General features: G+C 63.2%; 18 protein-coding genes. 8 read left to right on the top strand and 10 right to left on the bottom strand.

Annotated features, from left to right (window positions below; genetic code table 11):
• Position 1 precedes the first annotated feature (1 nt).
• Positions 2 to 1,102 (top strand): LPS export ABC transporter permease LptG, encoded by a 1,101-nt coding sequence (gene lptG / locus NCHOL11_RS04365; protein ID WP_097091228.1) that lies wholly within the window; start codon positions 2 to 4, stop codon positions 1,100 to 1,102.
• Positions 1,103 to 1,158: 56 nt separating this feature from the next.
• Here the strand turns inward: lptG and NCHOL11_RS04360 are convergent, their stop codons facing one another.
• Positions 1,159 to 2,226: a fatty acid desaturase family protein gene (locus tag NCHOL11_RS04360; RefSeq protein ID WP_097091227.1), complete on the bottom strand. Its 1,068-nt coding sequence runs from the start codon at positions 2,224 to 2,226 to the stop codon at positions 1,159 to 1,161.
• A gap of 142 nt (positions 2,227 to 2,368) precedes the next feature.
• On the opposite strand from NCHOL11_RS04360, the gene NCHOL11_RS04355 reads away from it, so the two are divergent.
• Entirely contained in the window at positions 2,369 to 3,535 is a 1,167-nt protein-coding gene (locus tag NCHOL11_RS04355) for an N-acetyltransferase (protein WP_097091226.1), read from the top strand.
• On the opposite strand, the gene NCHOL11_RS04350 is transcribed toward NCHOL11_RS04355, so the two are convergent.
• Positions 3,532 to 4,422: a diacylglycerol/lipid kinase family protein gene (locus NCHOL11_RS04350; RefSeq protein WP_097091225.1), complete on the bottom strand. Its 891-nt coding sequence runs from the start codon at positions 4,420 to 4,422 to the stop codon at positions 3,532 to 3,534. The two genes, NCHOL11_RS04355 and NCHOL11_RS04350, sit on opposite strands and share 4 nt — an antisense overlap.
• A gap of 72 nt (positions 4,423 to 4,494) precedes the next feature.
• Here NCHOL11_RS04350 and NCHOL11_RS04345 point away from each other — a divergent pair, with 72 nt between their 5' ends.
• Positions 4,495 to 5,376 carry a metallophosphoesterase family protein gene (locus tag NCHOL11_RS04345; RefSeq protein ID WP_097091224.1) on the top strand — a complete coding sequence of 294 codons (882 nt, stop codon included), beginning with the start codon at positions 4,495 to 4,497 and terminating at the stop codon, positions 5,374 to 5,376.
• 31 nt (positions 5,377 to 5,407) lie between these two features.
• Here the strand turns inward: NCHOL11_RS04345 and wecB are convergent, their stop codons facing one another.
• On the bottom strand, positions 5,408 to 6,553 hold the full coding sequence (gene wecB, locus NCHOL11_RS04340) for a non-hydrolyzing UDP-N-acetylglucosamine 2-epimerase (RefSeq protein ID WP_097091223.1): 1,146 nt from the start codon (positions 6,551 to 6,553) through the stop codon (positions 5,408 to 5,410).
• A gap of 160 nt (positions 6,554 to 6,713) precedes the next feature.
• On the opposite strand from wecB, the gene NCHOL11_RS04335 reads away from it, so the two are divergent.
• Together NCHOL11_RS04335 and NCHOL11_RS18490 are read left to right on the top strand one after the other, a co-directional pair.
• Complete coding sequence (locus NCHOL11_RS04335) at positions 6,714 to 8,030, top strand: UDP-glucose dehydrogenase family protein (protein ID WP_097091222.1); 1,317 nt, start codon at positions 6,714 to 6,716, stop codon at positions 8,028 to 8,030.
• Positions 8,030 to 8,155, top strand: a complete 126-nt coding sequence (locus NCHOL11_RS18490) for a hypothetical protein (RefSeq protein WP_255254707.1) — start codon at positions 8,030 to 8,032, stop codon at positions 8,153 to 8,155. The genes NCHOL11_RS04335 and NCHOL11_RS18490 overlap by 1 nt, the downstream gene beginning before the upstream one ends.
• 15 nt (positions 8,156 to 8,170) lie before the next feature.
• On the opposite strand, the gene NCHOL11_RS04330 is transcribed toward NCHOL11_RS18490, so the two are convergent.
• Positions 8,171 to 9,019 (bottom strand): ABC transporter permease, encoded by an 849-nt coding sequence (locus NCHOL11_RS04330; RefSeq protein ID WP_097091221.1) that lies wholly within the window; start codon positions 9,017 to 9,019, stop codon positions 8,171 to 8,173.
• 115 nt (positions 9,020 to 9,134) lie between these two features.
• On the opposite strand from NCHOL11_RS04330, the gene NCHOL11_RS04325 reads away from it, so the two are divergent.
• The 3 genes from NCHOL11_RS04325 to NCHOL11_RS04315 all read left to right on the top strand — a co-directional run bounded on the left by NCHOL11_RS04325 (position 9,135) and on the right by NCHOL11_RS04315 (position 13,034).
• The gene (locus NCHOL11_RS04325; protein ID WP_097091220.1) at positions 9,135 to 9,818 is read left to right on the top strand and encodes a GcrA family cell cycle regulator; all 684 of its coding nucleotides are present in this window, start codon (positions 9,135 to 9,137) and stop codon (positions 9,816 to 9,818) included.
• A gap of 103 nt (positions 9,819 to 9,921) precedes the next feature.
• Positions 9,922 to 11,895, top strand: coding sequence for a DNA topoisomerase IV subunit B (gene parE / locus NCHOL11_RS04320; RefSeq protein WP_097091219.1), 1,974 nt, complete (start codon positions 9,922 to 9,924; stop codon positions 11,893 to 11,895).
• 113 nt (positions 11,896 to 12,008) lie between these two features.
• The gene (locus tag NCHOL11_RS04315) at positions 12,009 to 13,034 is read left to right on the top strand and encodes a transglutaminase-like cysteine peptidase (RefSeq protein WP_097091218.1); all 1,026 of its coding nucleotides are present in this window, start codon (positions 12,009 to 12,011) and stop codon (positions 13,032 to 13,034) included.
• A gap of 14 nt (positions 13,035 to 13,048) precedes the next feature.
• Here the strand turns inward: NCHOL11_RS04315 and NCHOL11_RS04310 are convergent, their stop codons facing one another.
• The 6 genes from NCHOL11_RS04310 to NCHOL11_RS18485 form a co-directional block, all read right to left on the bottom strand.
• Positions 13,049 to 14,323, bottom strand: coding sequence for an HlyD family type I secretion periplasmic adaptor subunit (locus NCHOL11_RS04310; RefSeq protein WP_097091217.1), 1,275 nt, complete (start codon positions 14,321 to 14,323; stop codon positions 13,049 to 13,051).
• On the bottom strand, positions 14,320 to 15,327 hold the full coding sequence (locus NCHOL11_RS04305) for a cell wall hydrolase (protein ID WP_097091216.1): 1,008 nt from the start codon (positions 15,325 to 15,327) through the stop codon (positions 14,320 to 14,322). The genes NCHOL11_RS04310 and NCHOL11_RS04305 overlap by 4 nt, the downstream gene beginning before the upstream one ends.
• Positions 15,324 to 17,483: a type I secretion system permease/ATPase gene (locus tag NCHOL11_RS04300; RefSeq protein ID WP_097091215.1), complete on the bottom strand. Its 2,160-nt coding sequence runs from the start codon at positions 17,481 to 17,483 to the stop codon at positions 15,324 to 15,326. Before NCHOL11_RS04300 ends, NCHOL11_RS04305 begins: the two co-directional genes overlap by 4 nt.
• A 54-nt stretch (positions 17,484 to 17,537) precedes the next feature.
• The gene (locus tag NCHOL11_RS04295; RefSeq protein WP_097091214.1) at positions 17,538 to 18,932 is read right to left on the bottom strand and encodes a TolC family protein; all 1,395 of its coding nucleotides are present in this window, start codon (positions 18,930 to 18,932) and stop codon (positions 17,538 to 17,540) included.
• Positions 18,933 to 18,945: 13 nt separating this feature from the next.
• Positions 18,946 to 19,605 carry an OmpA family protein gene (locus NCHOL11_RS04290; protein WP_255254706.1) on the bottom strand — a complete coding sequence of 220 codons (660 nt, stop codon included), beginning with the start codon at positions 19,603 to 19,605 and terminating at the stop codon, positions 18,946 to 18,948.
• Positions 19,606 to 19,700: 95 nt separating this feature from the next.
• Positions 19,701 to 23,395, bottom strand: a 3,695-nt coding sequence (locus NCHOL11_RS18485; protein ID WP_255254705.1) for a VCBS domain-containing protein, incomplete at its 5' end; no start/stop codon positions are given.

Genomic DNA, 23,395 nt, shown 5'->3' with positions numbered 1-23,395 from the left:
CATGCAGTTCGACTTCTTCCCCTCCCGCCAGCTCAGCTGGTACATGGCGCGGCTGTTCCTGACGCGCACTTTTGCGGTGCTGGCGCTGCTGGTGGTCGTGCTGCAAACGCTCGACCTGCTCGGCGAGTCCGGCGACATTCTGTCCTATGCAGGCAATGGCGATGCGCAGTTGTGGCATTATGTCGGCCTGCGCGTACCGCAGATCATCGCCCGATTCCTGCCCTTTTCGGTGCTGCTCGGCACGCTGATCATGCTCGCCAGCCTCAACCAGAATAGCGAGATCATCTCGATGAAGGCGGCGGGCCTGTCCGCACATCAGATATTGGCGCCGCTGATCGCCGCCGCGCTTGGTGTCGCCGTCATCAGCTATGCCTTCAACGAACGCGTCGTCGCCCGGGCGACGGCTTCGCTCAGCGCATGGCAAGCGGTTGATTATGGCCCCGTTCCCACCGACAGCGGCATCAAGACCAACCCTTGGGTGCGCGATGGCAACAATCTCGTTACCGCCGCGATTGTGGCGGGCCGCGGCACTGCGGTGCAGCTGCGCAAGGTCGAGATTTTCAATCGCGTGAACAATGGCCTCACCACCATCATTCAGGCACCGCGCGGCCATTATGATGCGGCCAGCAAGAGTTGGGTGCTGGAGGATGCGCACCAGTTCGACGTGGCGCGCGGCACGGAGCGGCAGATCGGCACCGTCCGGTTCGGCCGTGCGATCCGGCCCGATCAGTTCACGCTGGCGAAGGTCGATCCGGACGCCATGACCTTTTCCGAATTGCAGGCCGCCATCGGCGACTTGCGCGACGCGGGCCGCCCGACGGCCGAACTGGAAGGCAGCCTCTGGCACAAGCTGTCGGGACCGCTGTCAGCCCTGCTCATGCCCATCCTGGGATCGGTCGCCGCCTTCGGCCTTGCGCGCTCCGGCCAGTTGTTCGTCCGTGCTGTGATCGGCATGGCGCTCGGCTTTGCCTATTTCGTAGCGGACAATTTCTCGCTCGCCATGGGCAATCTCGGCGCTTACCCGCCCATCCTCGCGGCCTGGGCGCCCTTCTTCCTGTTCCTGCTGGTAGGCGAAACAGTGCTGTTCCGAACGGAGGAATAAATCCACTTACGCCCGTCACCCCAGCGAACGCTGGGGTCTCAGGCGTTTAAGAGTGCTCAACGCCGAACCATCGTGCTCCGCGCGATCTTCCCGACGAGCGGCCACATGCCCGCATAATTGCCGCGATGATAAGGCGACTCCTCGCCCAGAGCCGCAATCAGCCGGGCGTGCGCCTTCCCCAGCGCATGATAGGGCACGCTCGGCAGCAGATGGTGCAGCGCATGATAGCGCAGGCCTACCGGGGCCCAGATGGCGGCCAGCGGCGAAGGCGGCGGCACATTCACTGAATCCAGATATTGCGCCGTCACGGTCATCGCGTCGCCCTCATTCTCCCACAGATGCGCGACCAGCGTGCGCAATTGGTTGATGACGGTCATCGCCGAGTGCACCGCCATATAGACGAGCAGCGGCTTCCATCCGAAGGCAAACACGCTGCCGATCAGGGCAAGCGCGAACAGCGATGCGCCCGCTTCCTGCCACAGCCAGCGGCGGCGGAACGCGCCCTCCGGCGGGCGGCGGCGATAGGCGGGGTTGATCGACAGCGCGGAAAATTCAGCGACGACCTTCCGCCGTAGCGCGGGCACGAAAAGGCTGAGCGGGGCCAGCACGCCATAGCGCAGGATCAGGCCCACGGGCGCAAGCGACGCGATCAGGATGAACAAAGGCAGCGACCACGGCTTCATCAGCGCCAGCGGGAGATATTCCGGATCATTCGCCGTGCCATAGCGGGTGCGCGCATGATGCTGCGTATGCACTTCCTCATACATGAAGGACGGGATCATCAGCGGAATGCCAACGAGCAGGTTCCAGCCCAGCCGGAATCCGGGAAGGGCGTCCTTGCGGATATGCGTCAGCTCATGGATGAAGCTCGCCGCGCGATAGAGCGCCAGCATCGCAACCAGCCCGCAAACCAGAGCCAGCGCGACATTGTTCGCAAGGATCGCTCCGGCAAGCGCCGCATAGCCGATCAGCGCCGATGCCAGCAGGTCAGGCCAGTAAATCCGTGGGTTCGCCACCGCAAATTCGCGCGACAATTCCGCGGCGGCGCGCAGCATCGCGGCGTCATCGGCAATGGCGACGCGCTTGACGGCCGCGTCCGCTCTGATGGGATCATGCACAGTCATGCATGCGCTCCTAAATCGTAAATGCGCTGAAATCGTGGCAGCGGCATGACCTTTTCGCCTTGGTGCATGATCCAGCGCGCTCCGGATTGACAATCCCGTAACAAGCGCCGAACTGCTGCGGTCCTTTAGCGAAAGCTCTGCCGTGGCTCATTCCGATCTGGTAATCACCCCCGTCACTTCCAAGGCCGACAAAAAGGCCTTCGTGGACTTGCCATGGCGCCTTTATGCCAATGATCCCAATTGGGTGCCGCCTCTCAAAAGTGAAGTGTACGGCGTCATAGAGCCAGCCAAGAACCCCTTTTTCGGCCATGCCGAGGCGCAATATTTCCTCGCCCGCCGCGACAATCGCGTCGTCGGCCGCATCTCTGCCCATATCGATCATCTGGCGCTCGCCCAGCCAGTCGAACAGGGAATGGGCCCCGGCACCGGAAACTTCGGCTTTTTCGAGGCGGAGGACGCGCAAACCGGCAAGGCGCTGATCGAAGCGGCTGAAGGCTGGCTCCGCGCCAAGGGCATGACCCGGGTTTTGGGGCCGATTTCCCTGTCGATCTGGGAAGAACCCGGCCTGCTGATCCAAGGCCACGACCATCCGCCGACGGTGATGATGGGGCACAACAGCCCCGCATATCAGGCGATGATCGAGGGCGCGGGCTATCAGCCCATCAAGCAGCTCAAAACCTATGAGCTCGACATCACTCACCCCTTCCCGCCCCTCATCCAGCGCATCGTATCGTCGGGAGAAAAGAGCGACCGCATCCGCATCCGCCCTGTCGACAAGTCGAAATTCGATGCGGAAGCGGCGATCCTCCTTGGTATCCTCAACGACGCCTGGGGCAAGAATTGGGGTTTCGTCCCCATCACCGACGCCGAAGTCGCCCACACCGGCAAGAAGCTGAAGCCCATCGTGTTCGAGGATCTGATCATGATCGCCGAATTGGATGGCGAACCGGTCGCCTTCATGATGACCCTGCCCGACCTCAACGAAGCCACCGCGCCGCTCAATGGCTCGCTGCTTCCCTTCGGTTGGGCAAAGCTCCTTTGGTGGCTGCGCAAGCCCCAGGTTCGCACCATGCGCGTGCCCCTCATGGGCGTAGTTCAGCGGCTGCAATCGTCGCGCCTCGCGAGCCAGCTTGCCTTCATGATGATCGAATATATCCGCCGCAACGCCATCACCCGCTATGGCGCCACGCGGGGTGAGATTGGCTGGGTGCTGGACGATAATCAGGGCATGAACGCCATCGCCGACGCGATCGACAGCAAGGTGAACAAAGTCTACCAGATCTACGAGAAAGACCTCGTCACGCCCTAACGCGGCACCGCCACGTCGATCGCGCCCGGCGCAATCTTCACCGTCGCGGGCGTCCTGGCGACGACTTCCCCGTCAATCGAGATGCGCTGCCGCGGCCGCGTCTCGATGCGGAAGGACTGGCCTCGATACTCTTCGGTCCGGGCATCCCGATCGCGCAGCTTGAAGAATTTGGCGTACCAGTCCCACGCCAGCCGCGCATGGCTGCGCCCCACGACCGCCTGTATCACGATCTCGCCGCTGTCCACATCAGCACGGTCGGACAGCTCGACCCCGCCATGATAAGGCCCGTTCAAGATTCGCACCTCGGTCGACCACATGCGCCGCTTGGCCTTGCCATCGTCGATGGTAAGGCGGAACGCCCGGAACCCGGCCGAACATTTCACCGCCCACAGCAGATAGCCGACACGCCCCAGATAACGTTTCAGCTTATGCGGCACCGTCTCCCCGATCATCGGCGACAGCCCCAGCGAAGCCGCGTTCACGAAATAATCGCCGTCGATCATGCCCAGGTCGATCCGCCGCCGCCTGCCATTGGCGATCGTCTCTACCGCGCTATCCAGGTCCAGCCCGATACCGAGCGTCCGCGCAAAGCTGTTCGCGGTGCCGAGCGGCAGCACGCCGAAAACACAATTCTTGCCCACCAGCTCATCCACCGTCCCTGAGAGGGAACCGTCTCCGCCGCCCACGATAACCATGGGCGCTCCGCAGCTCACAGCCTGGCGCACGGTTTCCTGCAAGCGCGCCGGATCGCGCACCGCATGGGCGGCGGTCAGGCGGATGCCCGCCGCCTCGAGCTTTTCGCGCGCCTGTTCGAAGAGCGCCTCCCCCTTGCGGCTGTGGACATTGACGATCAGCGCCGCTTCGCGCGGCAGGGAGTTCGTTTCCATGCCCCAACAACTCGCCAAGTGCCGATCGGCTCCTGCTCGCAACAAATCCGCAGGAACAGTCGTTGGAAGGCCATGGCTCGCATCGCTCACCTGTCCGACGTTCATTTCGGCGCCAATGATCCCAAGATCGTATCCGCCACCGAAGCCTGGCTCGAACGCAGCCAGCCCGACCTCGTCATCATCAGCGGCGATTTCACCCAGCGCGCCCGTGTCGAGCAGTTCCGCGCCGCTTCCGCCTGGCTCAACCGGCTGCGCGCCGCGGGCATGCGCCTGCTCGTCATCCCCGGCAATCATGACGTGCCGCTCTATGACGTTTTCCGCCGCTTCGCCGCGCCGCTACGCCGCTACAAGCGCTATATCAGCAATGAGCTTTGCCCCTGGTATGAGGATGAAAAGGTCGCGATCCTGGGGATCAACACCGCCCGGTCGCTGACGATCAAGGACGGGCGCATCAATCATGACCAAATGAACATGATCAAGAAGCGCTTCGCCCCGGTCGCGCCGGAAAAAACGCGCATCCTCGTCACCCACCACCCGTTGTTCGCCATGCCGATCGGCAAGGGTGGCGAACTCAGCGAAGCTGTCGGCCGTCATGATGACGCGGTGGAGGCAGCGGCGGAAGCGGGCATCCACATCGCGCTCGCGGGGCATTTCCACCGCACCTACGCCGAATCCGCGCAAAAGATGGTCGCAGACGCAGGCGGCGCGCTTGTCATCCAGGCTGGCACCGCCACGTCGATCCGCCTGCGCAATGCCGAACCGCAAAGCTTCAACTGGCTCCACGTCCACCGCAACGACCGGATCGAGCTGCAAGTCATCGTCTGGGACGGCGCAAGCTTTCAGCGCGGCCACCATGTCGAATATAGCCGGGACGCGGCCGGTTGGCAGGCGCATGAACTGGCAGACCCCTCCGCTCGCCCCGGCGTCCGCGTGGCGCAAGCCGCCCGCGCCTGATGGCCGAGGCATGAAAAGTCGGCGCGCGAAGCTATGCTGCCTCGTCCAGCCCTTCCGTCTCTGCGCTTCCTGATGCGATGATGGCTGCAATCCGCTCCGAAGCGCGGCCATCGCCAAATGGATTATGCGCGCGCGCCATTGCCCGGTAGGCTCCTTCGTCATCAAGCAGCGACAGGACCTCGCAAACTATCCGGGCGCGATCTGTCCCCACCAGCTTGGCGGTCCCAGCCGCTATCCCTTCGGGACGTTCCGTCGTTTCGCGCATGACGAGCACCGGCTTGCCGAGCGACGGAGCCTCCTCCTGCACGCCACCGCTGTCGGTCAGCACCAGATGGCACATGTCCAGCAGCCTTACGAAATGGGGATAATCAAGCGGTTCGATTATCGCGACGTTCTGCAATCCGCCCAGAACAGCCTCCATGATCGGGCGCACATTTGGATTGGGGTGAACGGGAAAGATCACGGCGATGTCCGGACGTGCCGCGATGTCAGCAATGGAGCGGGCGATCGCCTCCATGCCGCCGCCGAAATTCTCCCGCCGATGGCTGGTGACGGCGAGGATGCGCTTTCCTGCAAATCGCGTCGCCAACTGATCCAGGCCAGACGCAAGCCCAGGCATTGCGACGATCCTTTCGCGCGTCGTAAGCAGAGCATCGATCACGGTATTGCCAGTGACATGGATGCCGGACGGATCGCGGCTTTCGCGCAACAGGGCGTCGGCCGCAGCCTGGGTCGGAGCGAAGTTCATGTCGGCCACGCAAGCGACAACTCGCCGGTTCACCTCCTCCGGCCAGGGGTGATAAATATCTCCGCTGCGCAGCCCGGCCTCCACATGAGCGACCGGAATTTGCCGGTAATAGGCAGCAAGGCTCGCAACCATGGTCGTCAGCGTGTCACCATGCACGATGATGCGATCGGGCTTTTCTGCATCGAACGCTTTGCCGAGGTCGACGATCAGCTTGGCCGTCAATCCATCCAGCGTCTGGTTCGGCGTCATCACGTCCAGGTCGATGTCCGGCTTTATGCCAGCAATGTCGAGAACCTGGTCCAGCAAACCCCTGTGCTGCGCCGTGACGATCACGCGCACATCGACATGATCGCGCGCGCGCAACGCATGAATAACGGGAAACAGCTTGATCGCTTCGGGACGTGTCCCGAATACCACCGCAACTTTCATATTCGCCCCTTGATGCGAGCCTTTAAGGCTACCCCCTGCCAGCAAATCGTAACCATCCCCTGAACAAGGGGTAATTCCGACGCGCGCTTTCGCAGGTGCAATGACCTATGCTAGGGCCCGGTCAATCCTTCATTTTTTCGAACGAGGCAGTGGGTAATTTATGAAGATCACGATGATCGGCACGGGATATGTCGGCCTGGTATCAGGTGCCTGCTTCGCCGATTTCGGCCATGACGTAGTGTGCGTCGACAAGGATGCTGCCAAGATCGACGCGATCTTGTCTGGCCGCATGCCGATCTACGAACCCGGCCTCGATCAACTGGTGGCAAATAATGCCGCGGCGGGGCGATTGACTTTCACGACTGACCTTGCCGCGGGCGTGAAGGGCGCGGATGCTATCTTCATCGCCGTCGGCACGCCTTCGCGCCGCGGCGATGGCCATGCGGACCTCAGCTACGTCTACGCTGCAGCACGCGAGATCGCACAAGCAGTAGACGGCCCCACCGTTATCGTCACGAAGTCGACCGTGCCCGTTGGGACAGGCGATGAAGTCGAACGCATCGTCCATGAAGTCCGCCCAGGCATGGATATTCAGGTGGTTTCCAACCCCGAATTCCTGCGCGAGGGCGCCGCGATCAGCGATTTCAAGCGGCCCGACCGCGTGGTCGTGGGCACCACCGGCAACGAACGGGCGACCGCTGTGATGGCCCAGATCTACCGGCCGCTGAACCTCAATCAGGCGCCGGTGATGTTCACGGGCCGCCGGACGGCCGAACTCATCAAATATGCAGCCAACGCCTTCCTGGCGACCAAGATCACCTTCATCAACGAGATGGCGGACCTGTGCGAAGCGGTCGGCGCCGAGGTGCAGGACGTGTCGCGCGGCATCGGTCTCGACAACCGGATCGGCAGCAAGTTCCTGCACGCGGGTCCCGGCTATGGCGGTTCCTGCTTCCCGAAGGACACGCTGGCCCTGGTGAAGACCGGGCAGGATTATGACACGCCGATCCGCATCGTGGAGACGGTGGTGCAGGTAAATGACCTGCGCAAGCGAGCGATGGGCCGCAAGATCGTGAAGGCGCTGGGTGGGGAAGCGCGCGGCAAGACCGTCGCGCTGCTCGGACTCACCTTCAAACCCAACACTGACGACATGCGTGATGCGCCCAGCCTCGCGATCGTGCAGGCGTTGGAGGATGCAGGCGCACGGATCGTCGCCTATGATCCCGAAGGCATGGATGTCGCCAAGCCAATGATGCCGGGCGTATCGATGGCGAAAGACGCTTATGAAGCGGCAACAGGCGCCGATGCGCTCGTGCTTGTCACTGAATGGGATATCTTCCGCGCGCTTGATCTAAAGCGCCTCGCCGGTTCGATGAACACGCCGCTGCTGATCGACCTGCGCAATATTTATCCGCGCAGCGAAGCAGAGGCAGCAGGATTCGCCCTTACCCGCGTAGGTGGCAAGGGCGTGATCTGATGGATTTTCGCTCCGGGGAAGGCTGGGACGGTTCCCGTCTTCCCCGCCTCCGTCATTGGTTGGCCGCCGCGGCGGCTCTGTTCGTCCTGACCCAGATCGTCCCGGTGATAGCGGGCTTCATCTGACCCATTCGCCACATATCAAGCCTTAAGCTTCCAACCACGCTTCAGAAGAATATAGCACAGCAGCGCCAGCGCGATGTTGAGCACCAAAAGTACGATGCTGCCCACCACCACGTCTCCATCGGCCGCCGCCACGAACCCATAGCGGAACCCCGAGATCGCATAGAAAAACGGGTTGGCATGGCTGATCGCCTGGAATACTGGCGCCAGTCGATCGATGGAATAGAATGTACCGGACAGCAGCGTCATCGGGCCGATCACGAAATTGGTGATCGCAGCGGCATGATCGAACTTTTCGGCCCAGATCGATGTCAGTACGCCGATGAACGCCGTCAGCGCCGCCCCCATCAGGCCGAACCAGACGATCGCCCAGGGATGTGCAGGCGTAACATGGACGCCCGGCCACAGCGCCATCGCTCCCCACAGGGAGAGTCCGACGCAGAATGCCCGCGTCACTGCCGCACCGACAAGAGCCAGCAGCAATTCACTGTTGGACAAGGGCGGCATCAGATAGTCGATCAACGTACCCTGCATCTTGCCCGCGAGCAGGGAGAAGCTGCTGTTGGCAAACGCATTGTTCATCATGCCCATGATCATGAGGCCAGGCGCTATGAAGTCCGCGAAGGGTACACCCAGCACCTGCCGGTTCGCGCCTCCCAGGGCGATCGAGAAAATGATGAGGAACATCAGCGTCGTCACGGCGGGCGCCCAGATGGTCTGGAGCTGCACCTTCATGAAGCGGCGCACCTCCTTCCGGTACAGCGCACGCGTGCCCGCCCAATTGACGTTGCGGATGACGAGCTCACCCGGTTCATGAAAAGCGGGCCGCGAAGAGGCGGGTACGGAAAATTGGGGCTGTTCGTTCATGCTTCGATCGACTATCGGCTGGTCTGTTGTGCCGCAAGGGCGTTGTGCACGGGCTTTAACCTGTGCAGGCGCGTCCCATATAGGGCGCTAGCCAGAGAATTTGAGGAGTCATTCATTGTCCTGGACCGACGAGCGTATCGACCAGCTCAAGGCAATGTGGGAAAAAGGCCTGACCGCCAGCCAGATCGCGGACGAACTGGGCGGGGTCAGCCGTAATGCCGTGATCGGCAAGGCGCATCGCCTTGGCCTGCAGTCGCGCCCATCGCCCGTTAAGCCGAACGAAGCGCCCAAGAAGACCGCGCCCGTCCGGAAAGCTGCGGCGGAGGCCGAAGCGCCCAAGCCTGCCGCGCCCGTGCAGCAGCATAGCGCACCAGCGCCCGCGCGGCCTGCCCCGCCGGTCGCGCCCGCTCCTGCGCAATCTGCTGCGGCACCTTCCGCGGAAACCCCCGCCCCCGCGCCGCAACCGCGCATCATATCGGTCGGACCGGGTGGCTTCCTGCGCCAGGGCCCCGGCGACCAGCAGGCTCCGATCCCCCCCGCGCCACCGCGCCGCCTGGTCCCTGCCAAGCCGAGCCCGGAAATCGCAGGCAAGACGACGCTGCTCGACCTGACCGAGCGTATCTGCAAATGGCCTATGGGCCACCCGGGCGAACCGGACTTCCATTTCTGCGGTGAAGCCGTAAATCCGGGCTTCCCCTATTGCGTCGAGCATTGCGGCCGCGCCTATCAGGCCCAACTTCCACGCGGTACGCGCCGGCCACCGCCGCCGCTGCCCTTCGGCGGACCGCGCGTGCGCTGACGCTTCGCTTACCTCTAGAATATTACGGGGCCGGTCGATGAGACCGGCCCTTCTTCATTCCTCCTGCTTGCGCCCGCCGCCCACCCGCCTATAGCTTGTGCGCATGTCCGATCTGTTCGCGAGCCAGCCCCTTTCCTCTTCCGGCTACGACGCCTCCTCCATCGAAGTGCTGGAAGGGCTGGAGCCAGTACGCCGCCGCCCCGGGATGTATATCGGCGGCACGGACGAACGGGCGCTGCATCACCTTGCCAGCGAAGTGCTCGACAACAGCATGGACGAAGCGGTCGCGGGGCACGCCACCCGGATCGAGGTGACGCTGGAACCCGGCAACAAGCTGACCATCACTGACAATGGCCGTGGCATTCCCGTCGGCATGCACCCGAAATTTCCGGGCAAGTCCGCACTCGAAGTCATCCTCACCACACTTCATTCCGGCGGCAAGTTCACGGACAAGGCTTATGCGACCTCCGGCGGTCTGCACGGCGTCGGGATCAGCGTCGTGAACGCCCTTTCCGTCGTCACCGTCGTGGAAGTCGCAATCAACAAGGAGCTGTTTCGACAAAGCTTCGCCCAAGGCTTACCGACGAGCGGGCTCGAAAAAGTCGGTGCCGCACCCAACCGGCGCGGCACGTCGGTCAGCTTCATCCCCGATCATGAGATTTTCGGCGAGCAGAAGTTCAAGCCCGCGCGCCTTTACCGGCTCGCGCGGTCCAAGGCCTATCTGTTCGCGGGTGTCGAAATCCGCTGGAAATGCGCGCCTGAGCTGATCAGTGACGATACCCCGGCCGAAGCGGTGTTCCAGTTTCCCGGCGGTCTTGCCGATCATCTAAAGGAGCAGATCGGCACGCGTGAATGCGCGACCAGCGCTTTCTTTTCGGGAAGCCAGGATTTCCCAGACGCTGCCGGCCGCGTCGAATGGGCGATCGCTTGGCCGCTTTGGTCGGACGGCAGCTATAGCTGGTATTGCAACACCATCCCGACGCCCGATGGCGGCACGCACGAGACCGGTCTGCGCGCCGCCCTGGTGAAGGGCATCCGCGCGTTCGCCGAGCTGGTGGGGAACAAGAAGGCGAAGGACATCACCGCCGACGACATCGTGACATCGTCGGAAATCATGCTGTCCGTCTTCATCCGAGATCCGCAATTCCAGAGCCAGACCAAGGACCGCCTCACCAGCCCCGAAGCCGCTCGCCTTGTAGAAAACGCGGTGCGCGACCATTTCGACCACTTCCTCTCTGACCATATGGAGAGGGGCAAGGCATTGCTCGCCTATGTCGTCGATCGCATGGACGAACGGCTGAAGCGCAAGGCCGAAAAAGAGGTCAAGCGCAAGACGGCAACCTCAGCGCGCAAGCTGCGCTTGCCCGGCAAGCTCACCGACTGTTCGACCGACGATCCGGAGGGCACGGAAATCTTCCTGGTCGAAGGCGACTCGGCAGGCGGATCGGCCAAGCAGGCGCGCGACCGCAAGACACAGGCGATCCTGCCCCTGCGCGGCAAGATCCTGAACGTCGCGTCCGCGAACAACGCAAAGATCCTGGCGAACCAGGAAATCGCGGACATGATCCTGGCCTTTGGTTGCGGGACACGGAAGGACTGCAATCCGGACAATCTGCGCTATGAGCGCATCGTCATCATGACCGACGCCGATGTCGATGGCGCGCATATCGCAACGCTGCTCATGACCTTCTTCTTCCAGGAGATGCCCGAACTGGTGCGGCGTGGGCATCTGTATCTCGCCCAGCCGCCGCTCTATCGCCTCGTCGCGGGGGGCAAGAGCCTCTACGCGCGCGACGACGCCCATCGCGAGGAACTGCTGCGCACCGAATTCAAGGGGAAGAAGGTGGAGGTCAGCCGGTTCAAGGGTCTTGGCGAAATGAACCCGAGCCAGCTGCGCGAAACGACCATGGACCCCAAGACACGCAGCCTCATCCGCATCACCCTGCCCGATGATGTCGAAGATCGTCAGCAAGTGCGCGAATTGGTTGAGCGGCTGATGGGCACCAATCCCGCGCACCGCTTCGCCTTCATCCAGGAAAATGCCGCAACGGTGGACGAAGAAGCGATCGACGCCTGACGCTATTCGCGCATCAGCGCCCCGACAATGAGCCTGTCGCGATTTCGTGGCTACCGCAGCATTAACCACGGCGGGCCACGGGATGTTCAATTTTCCGGGCGATACGGGCAAGTATGTCAGGCTTCGCCCCGATCCTTCGCATCGCGCCACGCGCCGCTCCGGTCCTGCTGCTGACGCTTCAGAGCGGCGCCGCATTCGCCCAAGCCCCTGCTCCGGCCGCCGTGCTCAGTTCGACGACAAGCGGTGCAGCCTACGGTCAGGCCGACCGTCTCGCATCCACCCTGCTCGCGGGCGGCATGAGCCGCCTCACCGCCATCAGCGCGCAGCAAGGGAGCGGATCTTCCTTGAACTGGGCGTCGCCGCTTGCCGAACCGCAGGCCGTCGTCAACGGCAGCCGGGTCGAGCGGATGCTGTCGCAGATGCCTGGGTGGGAATTGCAAGGCGTCCGGTTGATGCTGAACCAGTCTTCGCTCAGCTACAAACAACCCGACCTTGTCCCGGCCTTCATGCGCGGGCTGATGACGGCACCAGCCGCTACCTTCGTCGTGCCTAAGGCCACGCCGCTGCCATCTGCTCCAGCGCCACGCGCGGGACAGCCGGATATCTTCGGATCGGTGGCGATGGCGGTAAGCCGGACACCGCTCGACAACAAATGGGCGGCAATCGCCCGATCGGCTTCCGCTCCCGTCATATCCGCAAGCTTCTTGCGATCGGCCCGCGCCGCCGCCGGGCTTCAACAGGTGGAGATGGTGAATCGCTGGGTCAACAGCCGCCTGCGCTTCGCTGATGACCGGCAGGGGCGCGACAGCTGGGCTTCGGCCAGCCAGTCGCTACAGCGCGGGGTCGGCGACTGCGAAGACTATGCCATAGCCAAGATGCAATTGCTGGAAGCGGCAGGCTTCGACCGGCGCGCCATGTTCCTCGTCATCGCGCGAGACCTGGTACGGCAGGCCGATCATGCCGTGCTGGCCGTACGTGTAGGCAGCGAATTGATGGTCCTCGACAATATGACGGACCGGATTCTGCCTTCGTCTGCGGTCAGTGACTATCGGCCGATCATGAGCTTCAACGCCTATGGCCGCTGGACCCACGGCTATCGCGTGACGACGCCGCACCCGGTCCAGTTCGCCGCTCGCTGACAAGACGCGCTGCCTTACCGCTCCCGCAACGCCTCCGCGCGTGCCTTCATGATCGGCTTCAGCAGGTAGGCCAGTACCGATTTGCGGCCCGTCAATATCTCGACATCGCACACCATGCCGGGTGTGATCGGCAGTTTGTGCGCGCCCGACCCAAGCCACGCCCGATCCGTTTCGACGACCACCGTGAAATAGGCCTCCCGCGTCGCTTCGTCATAGACGCTGTCGGCTGAAACCTGCTGCACGGTCCCGCTCAGGCCGCCGTAGATGGAAAAGTCGTATGCCGTCACCTTCACCACGGCGCGATCACCGGTCTTGATGAAGGCGATGTCGTTTGGCTTCACCCGCGTCTCTACCAGCAGCTTGTCGCCGATGGGCACGATCTGCATGATCTTCTGACCCGCGGTCACGAAGCCGCCGATGGTCGTCACTTGCACATCATTGACGACGCCATCGACTGGCGAGCGAATTTCCGCGCGCTGTGCCCGGCCCTTCGCCCCCCGCAGAGACTCACTGTTGACGGCGATCTTCGCCTCCAACTGGCTGCGTTCGTTCAAAGCATCCTGACGGAACTGGTAGTTGGCTTCCGATAGCTGCGCCTGCGCCTCGCGGATCGCGGCGGATGCGCGTGACGCCTGCTGCTGCGCCGCGTTGAGCCGCCCCTGTGCATCCACCAGGTCACGCCGGGCATCGAGCAATTCCGTCTGGGGGATAATGGACTTTGCGGCCAGTGGCTCCAACATCGCCACCCGTTGCCGCGCCAGTTGGACGCTGCCACCCAGGCTATCGATCGTGGCCTGCGCCTCGCCCAGTTCCCGGCGGCGCTGCTCCACCTGAGCGGACAGCCCATCCTGCTTGCTGCGGAGCGCCGATTGACGGACGGCCGCGAGCGCCTGCTCCTGCTGACATTCGGGGCCACCGGTCGTGCAATTTTCGCCCGCTCCAGTGCCTTCCTTCTCCAGCCTTCCTGCCCGCGCGGCAAGCGATCGCGTCTCCGCCTGCAACTGCCCCAGCTCGGATGCCAACATCGCGTCATCCAGCCGCACCAGCAGCTGTCCCTTGCTGACCTTCTGCCCCGACCGGACCAATATCTCTTCGATCGTGGTCGGTTCGGCGGACTGGATCACCTGCGCCTTGCTTGACGGGATCACCCGCCCCTGCCCATGCGTCACTTCGTCCACTGGCGCGAGGCTGGCCCACAAGAGGAACGCCAGCATGCCCCCGCCGCTATAAAGGATGACCTGCTTGTTGCCCGGCTGCCCCCGCAGCCAGTCGATCCAGCGCCCCATCATGGTTTTGCCTCTTGCATTGCATGTTCATCGGCAGCGAGCGCTACCGCCTTCGCCTTTTCCTGCGCCGCCAGCATGGTGCTGAGCGCACCGCCACCTTGCGAAGGATCAGGGATGGACAGCTTCCACCCTTTGGTCGGGTCCATGCGTCCGCCCACATCATTGGCCGCCCGCCGTTCCGGCAGCGCCGCGATTGGTGGATAATCGATCTCCGGCTCGCTCACCGCCGCCGTCTGCGCCGGATTGAAGGCGGGGATATATTCACCACCGGCATAGCGTCCGACAAAGGCGCGTGGCAGGCCCCAGGTGCCCGGCCAGCGATAGAAGATGTGCGCGCCGATCTTCGCCAGCTTTGCCAGGTGCGGCGCCCATCCAGGAAACACATAATCCGCATGATAATGGGTCGCCGTGCCGACACTGGGTTCAACCTCGCCCGCCAGCGCCGCCGCAGCGATCCGCTGTGCCCGGTTCCAGAGCACAGCCACAGGCCGCCGCGCGAGCGACCCATCACACACGAAACTGAATTGGCATATCGACGCGTTGAAGCGCTGATATACCACGCCGCACACCGTCTTGGCGAAGGCGGGATGACGCACACGGTTGAGCACGACCTGCGCCACCGCGCGCTGGCCGCTTTCCGGTTCAGCAGCCGCTTCATAATAGATGGCCTGCGTCAGGCATTGCAGCGCGCGGCTCCTGTCCTCGCCTGCTGATTGAAGGGCCCGAAAAGGCGACGCTGCCGCAACAGCCCCCTGCGCAAACCGGAGCCTGCCATTCTGCGCCTCCGCCTCCTGCCCAGTCGTCAAGGGCGCGGCTTCGCGTTCGGTAATGTCTACCAGTGCGCGATATTGACGGGGAATGGCGGGCACATCGTCCACGATCTTTGTCTGGACCGACATGTGGGGAGCAGGACCACTATGCCAGCCGCCCATTCCTGCGCCCAGAACCGCGACAAGCGCACAAGCCACGCCGAGCAGGGATGCTTCACGTGCGGATAGCGCGCTCATTGCACCGCTCCCTTCTGAAGCTGCCCGATAACCTCGTCGCGTGGCCCATCCGCCAGCACCACGCCCTGATCGATCACGATCAGCCGATCGACGATGCGCAGCAGCGCATGCCGGTGCGTCGATACGATCAGCGTCTGCTCCGGCTCCAATGCCTTTGCCAGATGATCGACGAAGAGGTTTTCCGTCTGATTGTCCATCGCTCCGGTCGGCTCATCGAGAAAGAGCAACCGCGCCGGTTCCACCAATGCCCGTGCCAGCACCAGAAAGCTGCGCTGCCCGCCCGACAAACGGCTGCCGCGCTCACCGATGTGCAGGTCGAACCCGGCGGCATCGCGCCCGAAGAAGCGGGACGCGCCCGAACGCTCCAGCGCGTCCAGCAGCTTCTCATCGTCGGCGTCCCGTGCTCCCAGCAACAGGTTTTCGCGCACCGAGCCGCTGAACAGCTCGGCATCCTGCCCGACATAGCGGAAGGCGGAACGCAGTTCGTGCGGATGATATTGGCGGCTGTCCACATCATCGATGGTCAGCATGCCACCCGCTGGCGGGTAGAGGCCGCACAACACTCGCCCCAGCGTCGATTTGCCAGATGCCACGCGCCCGATGATGCCGATCCGTTCGCCCGGCTCGATACGCAGATCGATGCCCTTCAGACTCGGTTGGGTGGCGCCCGGATAGCTGAACTCCAGCCCCTTGGCGACGATGGCACCCTTGCGCACCTTGGGAATGATGCCACGCGCGCCATCCAGCCGCTCGTCCGGCTGGTCGATCAGCGTCTGCAGGCTGCCCAACGTCGTCATCGCCTGCCGTGCGCGGACAATCACGAAGGCCAACTGCCCGACGGGCGCCAATGACCGGCCCGCCAGCATGACGATCGCGATAATTGCGCCCATGGTGATGTCGCCAGCCGCGAACATATAGAAACCGCCGATCACCAGCGCGATGCTCGTCACCTGCTGGCACAGCGATGCGAGCGTCACGCTGGTCGAACTCAGCCGCCGCAGCTTTTCCTGCGTCGATGCACTCATTCGAGCGTAACGGCGCCACCGGTCGAGCATCCGTCCTTCGGCGCGACATGCCTTCAGCGTTTCCATGCCCCCAATTGCTTCCACCAGCGCTGCACTTTGCAGGCTGGCATCCGCTTGCGCGTCACGCGACAGCGCCGCCATGGAACGCTGCAGGAAATAGCCCGCCGTCGCCATGATCCCGATCATGACGACAGGAACGATCGCGAGCCAACCACCCAGCAGCGCGATGATGCCGACGAACACGAACAGGAAACTGAGGTCCACCACCAGCACCACGGTGGTGGATGTGAAGAACTCCCGAACGCTTTCGAATTCCGACACGCGCCGAGCCAGAGCCCCGGTGCTGCCCGCCCGGCTGGCGAGCGGCACATTCATCACCTTCTCGAACAATCGCTGCGACAGGCGCTCGTCAATGTCCCGGCCAGCCTCATCGACCAGCCGGGCCCGGGCGAGCCTCAGCGCGAAGTCGAGGCCAAAGGCCAGCATGACGCCTGCGCCCAGCACCCAAAGGCTGGACGCCGCCTTGTTCGGGATGATCCGGTCATAGACGTTCATCGTGAACAGCGGCAGCGCAAAGGCGAGCAGATTGATGATCCCCGCCGCAAGCATGACATAGCCGAAGGAGCCCCGCGCCCGCCAGACTTCGCGCCAGAACCAATGCTGCCGTGCCCGTTCATCCCACGGCCGTTCCTCGGCCCGCTCGCGGCCATGATCGGCCATGACCGCCAGCGCCTCGCCAAGAAAATAAGGCTCCAGATCGGAAAGCCGGGCCCACACCGGCTCACTCGCACGAGGCAGTTGGATCAGCGCGTCGCCCTGCTTCAGATCCAGCAGGAGGAGAAAGCGCTGGCCCTTTAGCGGGAGGATCGCGGGCAGATTGGCAGGCCGCCATTTTTCCAGACGGCCGCGGACATGGTCGCTCAGCAGGCCAATCTGATCCAGTGCGGACTCCGCCTGATGAAAGGGCAAGCGCCCCGACTCATCAACGGCAAGGCCCGCCCGTAACGCGACGATCCCGGGGGATCGATCGAAATGCCGCGCGACATGGGCGATACACTCACTCAATTCGTCGCCGGGCGTACCCTGATGGTCCAGCCATTCGGCCAGACTTAATGTGCTTCGTTCCAACATTGTTTACCCCGCGCCACCCCAGCCGAAGCCGGGGTGACCCCCAAAGATGGAAACTCAGCCCGGATAGCGCCGCCGCTGCAATTCGGCGGGCGGCAGATCCGGAACATCATATTTCTTGCGCGCGTAAGGATTGGCGCCCGAAGGCTGGGCAATCCCCAGAGTGTCGAGCAGCTGATTGGTCGCCGCCAGGATCTGATATTGCGCGAAGATTTCGGAAAAGCGGGCCGTTTCCGTCCGCACCTGCGTATTGAAACGCGTGTTCTGGCTGTCCAGCACGTCAAGCAGCGAACGGCGTCCAACGTTGAACTGCTCGCGGTAAGACACCAGCAGGGAGTCCGACACGGTTGCCTGGCGCGACAGGTCGGTCAGCCGCTTCTTTTCCGTGTCCCAACGGTTCCAGGCGGTGCGGACATCGTCTTCCGCCTCCCGCTGACGCTGGCTGAGCCGGAAACGCGCTTCGCTTGCCCGGCGGGTCATTTCCTGGACCTTCGCCCGGTTGATCCCGCCGTCGAACAGTTGCCAGCGCAGGACGACACGCCCCTGCACGTCATTGGTGCTGCCACGGAAGCCATCGACATCCTCGCCGATGCGGCCACGCCCTTCCAGCACAACCTTCGGCCCAAGCTCGGACTCCGCCTCATCGACGACCGCATGAGCCGCCTGAATGTCGGCCTCCGCTTCCCGGATCAGGGGATTGTTGGTGCGCGCGCCAGCTATTGCTTCGTCCAGCGTCGGCGGGACGGCGCTCATCACTGAATCAGGCATCGACACCTGATCGATGGAAAGGCCGGTGAGCGTCCGGAAGCTGATCGCGGCGTTGGTCAGGTCCTGCTCGGCTTCGCTCTTGCGCACCAGCGCGGATTGCAGCCGCTCTTCGGCCTGCTGCTGATCGGCGATGCTGATCGACCCCTTCGACACGCCCTCGCCCAGGTCGCCGAGCAGCTTGCGGTGGAAGGCGATGTTATCCTCCGCCGCTGCTACGACGCGCTGTTGCAGCATATAGTCCAGATATTGCCGCGTGACGTTCAACGCAACGAACTGCGACCGTTCGCCCACGCGCAGAGCCGCGCCGTCGATCCGGGCGGCCTGACGCCGCTTTTCGGCGCTGCGGTAGCCAGAATCGAACAGAGTCTGCTCCGCCAGGACGCTCGCTTCCAGTGGATAAAGCGTCTGGTCGCCGATACCCAGCGTCCGCCGCGTGTTGTTCTCCAGCCGGCGAATACCAGCCGATCCTTCCACGCTGACCCGGGGCAGATACAAGCCCTTGGCCTGTTCCCGCTCGAACTCGATCGCTTCCTTGTTCTGGATCGCCTGATTGATTTCCGGATGGCTATCGATAGCGGCGGCAATGGCGCTCTTGAGATCGGTGGTCTGTGCCCAGCCGCTCGTTGCCATGGTCGCGGCGCACAGAGCCATCAGGCTGCCGCATGTCTTGCGCAGGATTGTCATGATCGCGCTCCCCTCAATTCGCGCTGGCAGTGACTTCGACCCGACGGTTCATCGGTTCGCGCACATTGTCGGCTGTTTCGATCTTGAGTTGGGTCTCGCCCAACCCGCTGACGGTCATCGCATCCATCGCGATGCCGCCCTGGGCCATCAGCCCGGCGACATTCTGCGCCCGGCGCAGCGACAGGGCATCATTATAGCCCGTGCCGCCCGACGTGTCGGTATAGCCGGTGATGCCAAAGCGGGTCCAACCACATTGAGCGGCCGACTGCGTCACCTGACTGATCGTCGCAGCACCCTCGGGCAGCGGCGTATCCATGTTCCAGTCGAAGAAAATGGACACCGCCGGTGCCGTACAGTCCAGCGCGGGTGGGGCTGAAGCTGCGGCCGGCACCGGCGGCGGTGGCGGCGCCGCTAGGCGTGCCACAAAGTCGTCGCACTTGTTGATGCTGTCCGCATCCCTAGTGCCGGATTTCATGAAGCCCAGCGCTATGCCGCACTGGTTCTTGGCCTCCACGGCCCAGGTCCAACGGCTGTCCTGCGCTGCCCGCAGGCTTGCGTCGCCCGCCGCTGCGACAGCCGTGTCATAACGGCTCTTCAACGCACCCTTGAGCTCTGAACTACCCATCTGCAGCAGGGGCGAAGCGGGCGCCGCCAAGGCCCCCGTAGACATCATCCCCGCTGCAAGGCCGAAGGAAGCGATGCTTCTCAACCTGTTCCGCATAATCATTCTCCCCCAAATATACCCGCGAGAAATCCCAACCCTGGCGATCACCCGTGAGCGACCGCCATCGCCTCATGCGCGGCCATCGCCGCATCGAAGACAGTCACCGCCATCGCCATCATGTGCCCGGCATCGCCGGCTTCGACCGCTACCGGGTTGAGCAGCACTGGGGCATGCTCAACCCCCGGCAGTGCAGCCAGCAGAGCGTCGATGTCAGGCGCTCCGTGCGCGCCCAGCGCTTCCGCAACGACTTGCGCCGCCGCGTTGGTGTTCGGAGCCTCCTCTTGCGCCGCAACGAGCGCCGCGGCATTCACATCGAAGGTCGGCAGATCGACCGTCTGGGCGAGCAGGCCCTGATGATCGTCCAATGTGGGCTGCGCCTGGCCATCATCATGGACGGCAGGGACCGGTGCATCATCCCCGCCCGAAAGCGTCGAATGATCCTGAGCCGCATCATCGCTGCCGCTATGGCTCGTCTGTTCGACAGGCTGTTCCGCGACATGACTTTCCTGGCTTTCGCTCAATACCGACGTGCTTGCGTCATGGTCGTTTGCAGGCTCCGCAACCGTGCTCGCATCAGGCGGCGGGGCAGCGGTCGTCGTCGTCTCGACCTCAGCGACAGCGGGCGCAGGCGCCTGCTCCACCGTCTCGGCAGCACCAGCCACCGCGACCAGGCTCGCCGCTATCAACGCCTGATTGAAGCCGCTGGCCGTGCTTTCCGTCTTGGCCGGGCCGCCATCCTTAGAGGTAGCGAACACCACGTCCCCGACAGTGCCCGTCGTGCCGTCGGTCCGGGTGAAGGTTGCTTCACCCAGCACCGTGACATCGCCGCCCGCCGCCTGATAATTATGGCCATCGGATGTCAGCTTGAGCGATGCGATGCCCATGTCCGCCAGCGACTTGAACTCGCCGCCATCGACTATCCCGTTGCTGTTCAGGTCCTGCCACACGCCGAATTCGGAATAAGCGGCATCACGGGCGTCGAACACAGCATCGCCATTGCTGTCATAGGCAAGGCGGAGGCCCTCCAGATCGCTCTTCGCTCCCGGTGCGTCATCCGCAAAGACGATATCGTAGGAGCCGGCGGTCGCATGAGCGAGCAGGCCGTCATCGGGCGAAACCCAGGCGGTGCTGACCAGGCCACTACCATAATCATGGGTAACGCCCGCCGAACGATCGATGAATTCCAGGCCATCGCCATCCAGGTCGATCGCCACCGGCGGAACCGGCGCACCGCCCTGGAAAGCGATATCTATCGTTGTAACAGGCGTCGTGCTGGTGACGGTGTCGCCATCTGCATCTTTCACCGTGACCGCAAATTGCAGCACTTGGTCGTCAGGAATGACCTGCTGCGTCACACTGAAATTTTCAACGCGCGCTGCCGGATTGCCGCTTCCACTGTAATCAAAGCGGACGACCATGTGGTCGAAATCCAGCGTCGGGTCGATATCGACATGGGTGATCCCGTCCGCGTCCTTCGTGACGACAAAGCTCCCGGTTTGGAGCGGCGCCGCGCCACCTGCCGGCGTGCCACCAGCGTAGGTGGCCCATGTGACAGTCACCGAAGATGTATTCGGCTGGAAATTCACATCGAAGCTCAGGGACGAAGAATCCGGATTGCTGAACAGGAAGCCTTCATTGTCATTGACGAGGTTGTTCGCCACACCGAAGCCGTTGCCCGACGGATTGATAGTCGATCCATCGTTAGTGAAGGCTTGGGCGGTCGTCGTCCCGTTGGCGTAAGAAACGCCGTCGAACACTTGCCCGCCCGGCAGCGTGACCGTCGTATAATTGCCAGGTGCGATATTGCTGAAGCTGAGCGGGGTGTTCACCACTGGTCGTGTAGTCAGCACGTCCACCGTATAGTCGCCCGTCGTCTGATCAACGGATATGGTGAAGTAGGGATTGCCGTTCACGCTGGCCGTCACCGTTCCGGTGCCATCACCTGAATAAACGATACCCGTGATGTCAGTCAGATGGGTGAGCGTGATGCTGCCCGCCTGATCGGCGCCATATGTGAAACTGATGTCATTGCCGCTGTATGTGTGAATGGAATTCGCCACCGACAAATCGGTGACGGAAGACAATGTCGGAACGTCATCCACGATAGAGATGACGATCGATCCCGGCGTCGCGTCGTTGTCACCGGTCGCGTCGGTCACGGTCATGCTGATCGTGTCGGTCAGCGGGTTGATCTCTCCCTGCCCGCTGTGCGTGAGCGCATGAGCCAGGGCATAGCTGTAACCATAGGTCACTATACCGTTCACGTCCGGCGCCGAGATCGAGGTGATCGTCAGCACGCCCTTGCTGGTCACCACCTGCTGGCCTACGGCCGTGATGGTCTGCGCTGGGTTGAGATCGCCATTGAGCGTCAGCGTGTAGCTCTCGCCATTGGCATTGACCGTGAACTGGCCGCTGGTGTCGGTCTCACTGGTCGCGCCATGCTGCGCACCATCGGCCAGACCGTCCTCATAGACCGTGCTCGTGTCGCCCGTTACGTCGGGCACGCGCCCATCTTGGTTCAGGCTGATCACGAGCTGCGCCAGGTCGGTGTCACCGTCGCCGTCCTTGATCTGGTAGGTGAAGGTCTCACTTCCCACACCCGCCGGGATGGACGCAGTCTTCAGCGTGTAGGTATAGCTGCCGTCTGCTTTGATCAGCAGGTCCCCATAAGTCCCGCTGATCAAGGTGCCCGCAGCGCTCACCACCGTCAGCGCGCCGCCACCTGCCTCCGTGCCAACCCGAGCCCCTGTCACCGCCCCGCCCGGCGCTGCGCCATCCGCTCCGATCGTGTCAGCCGTACCGTCAGTCGGGTTGACGTCCGTGCCCCCAACCCCGCTGAACACATTGCCGTCAGCCTTGTTGCCAAGGCCTTCCGTCACGCTGTCTGCGTCATTGGCAGCTTGTGGAGCATCATCGACGATCCGCACGACCAGCGTATCGCTGCCGCTGGTGCCGGTAATGCCGTTGACGCTCAGCACGATGCTGTCGTCGAACTCGGTGAGGGTTGCACCTGTCTTGTTGTCATTGTCGATGGTGGCGAGCAGCGTATAGCTGTAGCTCACTGCTCCCGTCGCAGCATTGTAGCCCGTGAGCGTCAGCGTCCCCTCGCCTGTGTTCACAACGCCATTGGTGGTGGCGAAGGCCTGCATCTGCGCCAGGGTGAAGCTTGTGCCACCCACCGTGATGCTGGCGATGCCGTCGGTTGCAGAGACGGTGAAGCTGCCGGAGGTCACATGGCTGCCGTCATGCGCCGTGCCGCTCGGCAGGCCTGCCTCATAGACGGTCGCGTCGGGGCCGGTCGCCGCTGCCGTCACGACGCTTGCGCTGTCGTCCGCACCCTTCACCGTGATGGTCAGCGTCGCAGGCGACTGGTCGCCATCGGCATCCTGCATCATGTAGTTGAGCGTGAAGTCCTTGGCAAACCCGCTGCCCAGCGCCTGCGTCGCCGCCCGGCTGTTGTCGAGCACATAGCTCCAGCTGCCGTCGCTGTTCTGCGTCAGCGTGCCGTAGCTGTTGAGCTCCGCCACCGCCGCGGCATCCGCACCCCAGGCGACGAAGCTCTTGGGCGTATCAGCGCCTGACACATCGTTGCTCAGTACATTGCCGGACAGGCTTCCCGCCACATCCTCGGTCAGCGTGCCGCCCGCATCGTTCACCGCAATCGGCGCATCATCGATGATCCGCACGACCAGCGTGTCGCTGCCGCTGGTGCCGCTGGTGCCGGTGACGCTCAGCGCAA

The sequence above is a fragment of the Novosphingobium sp. Chol11 genome (assembly GCF_900218065.1).
Lineage (GTDB): Bacteria > Pseudomonadota > Alphaproteobacteria > Sphingomonadales > Sphingomonadaceae > Sphingobium > Sphingobium agri.
Note: the sequence above shows the minus strand (reverse complement) of the source record. Positions and strands in the feature narration are given on the sequence as shown.

What these genes read in the sequence shown, in the direction of transcription:
- NCHOL11_RS18490 (WP_255254707.1), top strand. Translation starts at nt 8,030, where the DNA reads ATGGATTTTCGCTCCGGGGAAGGCTGGGACGGTTCCCGTCTTCCCCGC.
- parE (WP_097091219.1), top strand. Translation starts at nt 9,922, where the DNA reads ATGTCCGATCTGTTCGCGAGCCAGCCCCTTTCCTCTTCCGGCTACGAC.
- NCHOL11_RS04290 (WP_255254706.1), bottom strand. Translation starts at nt 19,605, where the DNA reads ATGATGTCTACGGGGGCCTTGGCGGCGCCCGCTTCGCCCCTGCTGCAG.
- NCHOL11_RS04315 (WP_097091218.1), top strand. Translation starts at nt 12,009, where the DNA reads ATGTCAGGCTTCGCCCCGATCCTTCGCATCGCGCCACGCGCCGCTCCG.
- NCHOL11_RS04310 (WP_097091217.1), bottom strand. Translation starts at nt 14,323, where the DNA reads ATGATGGGGCGCTGGATCGACTGGCTGCGGGGGCAGCCGGGCAACAAG.
- NCHOL11_RS04305 (WP_097091216.1), bottom strand. Translation starts at nt 15,327, where the DNA reads ATGAGCGCGCTATCCGCACGTGAAGCATCCCTGCTCGGCGTGGCTTGT.
- NCHOL11_RS04300 (WP_097091215.1), bottom strand. Translation starts at nt 17,483, where the DNA reads ATGTTGGAACGAAGCACATTAAGTCTGGCCGAATGGCTGGACCATCAG.
- NCHOL11_RS04335 (WP_097091222.1), top strand. Translation starts at nt 6,714, where the DNA reads ATGAAGATCACGATGATCGGCACGGGATATGTCGGCCTGGTATCAGGT.
- NCHOL11_RS04360 (WP_097091227.1), bottom strand. Translation starts at nt 2,226, where the DNA reads ATGACTGTGCATGATCCCATCAGAGCGGACGCGGCCGTCAAGCGCGTC.
- NCHOL11_RS04330 (WP_097091221.1), bottom strand. Translation starts at nt 9,019, where the DNA reads ATGAACGAACAGCCCCAATTTTCCGTACCCGCCTCTTCGCGGCCCGCT.
- NCHOL11_RS04345 (WP_097091224.1), top strand. Translation starts at nt 4,495, where the DNA reads ATGGCTCGCATCGCTCACCTGTCCGACGTTCATTTCGGCGCCAATGAT.
- wecB (WP_097091223.1), bottom strand. Translation starts at nt 6,553, where the DNA reads ATGAAAGTTGCGGTGGTATTCGGGACACGTCCCGAAGCGATCAAGCTG.
- NCHOL11_RS04295 (WP_097091214.1), bottom strand. Translation starts at nt 18,932, where the DNA reads ATGACAATCCTGCGCAAGACATGCGGCAGCCTGATGGCTCTGTGCGCC.
- lptG (WP_097091228.1), top strand. Translation starts at nt 2, where the DNA reads ATGCAGTTCGACTTCTTCCCCTCCCGCCAGCTCAGCTGGTACATGGCG.
- NCHOL11_RS04350 (WP_097091225.1), bottom strand. Translation starts at nt 4,422, where the DNA reads ATGGAAACGAACTCCCTGCCGCGCGAAGCGGCGCTGATCGTCAATGTC.